The 305-nt window shown below is 72.5% G+C and carries 1 protein-coding gene; it reads right to left on the reverse strand.

The features are described 5' to 3' along the window. Positions 1-305: hypothetical protein (locus ACG00X_RS24090; protein ID WP_394492371.1), on the reverse strand; the 305-nt coding region annotated here is incomplete at both ends.

Consider the following 305-nt stretch of genomic DNA (forward strand, 5'->3'; position numbering starts at 1 on the left):
CACGTCGGCGCTTTCCATCGCGGCGACCTGGGTCGTGGTCAGCGAGGCGACCTGGGCCGTGCCCAGCGCGCGGATCTGGGCGCTGGTGAAGGCATTGAGGTCGTCGCTGGCCAGCGTGCTGACCTGGGCGGTGGTGAGCGCGGCGACCTGCGAGGTGGTCAGCTCGACGACCTGGTCGGAGCTCAGCGCGCCGAGCTGGTCGGAGTTCAGCGCGGTGAGCTGGGCGGTGGTCAGCGAGCGCAGCTGGGCCGAGCCGAGCGCGGCGACGTCGTCGGAGGCCAGCGTGCTGACCTGGGCGGTGGTCA

This window comes from Pelomonas nitida, assembly GCF_043555975.1.
GTDB classification, from domain to species: Bacteria; Pseudomonadota; Gammaproteobacteria; order Burkholderiales; family Burkholderiaceae_C; genus Pelomonas; species Pelomonas nitida.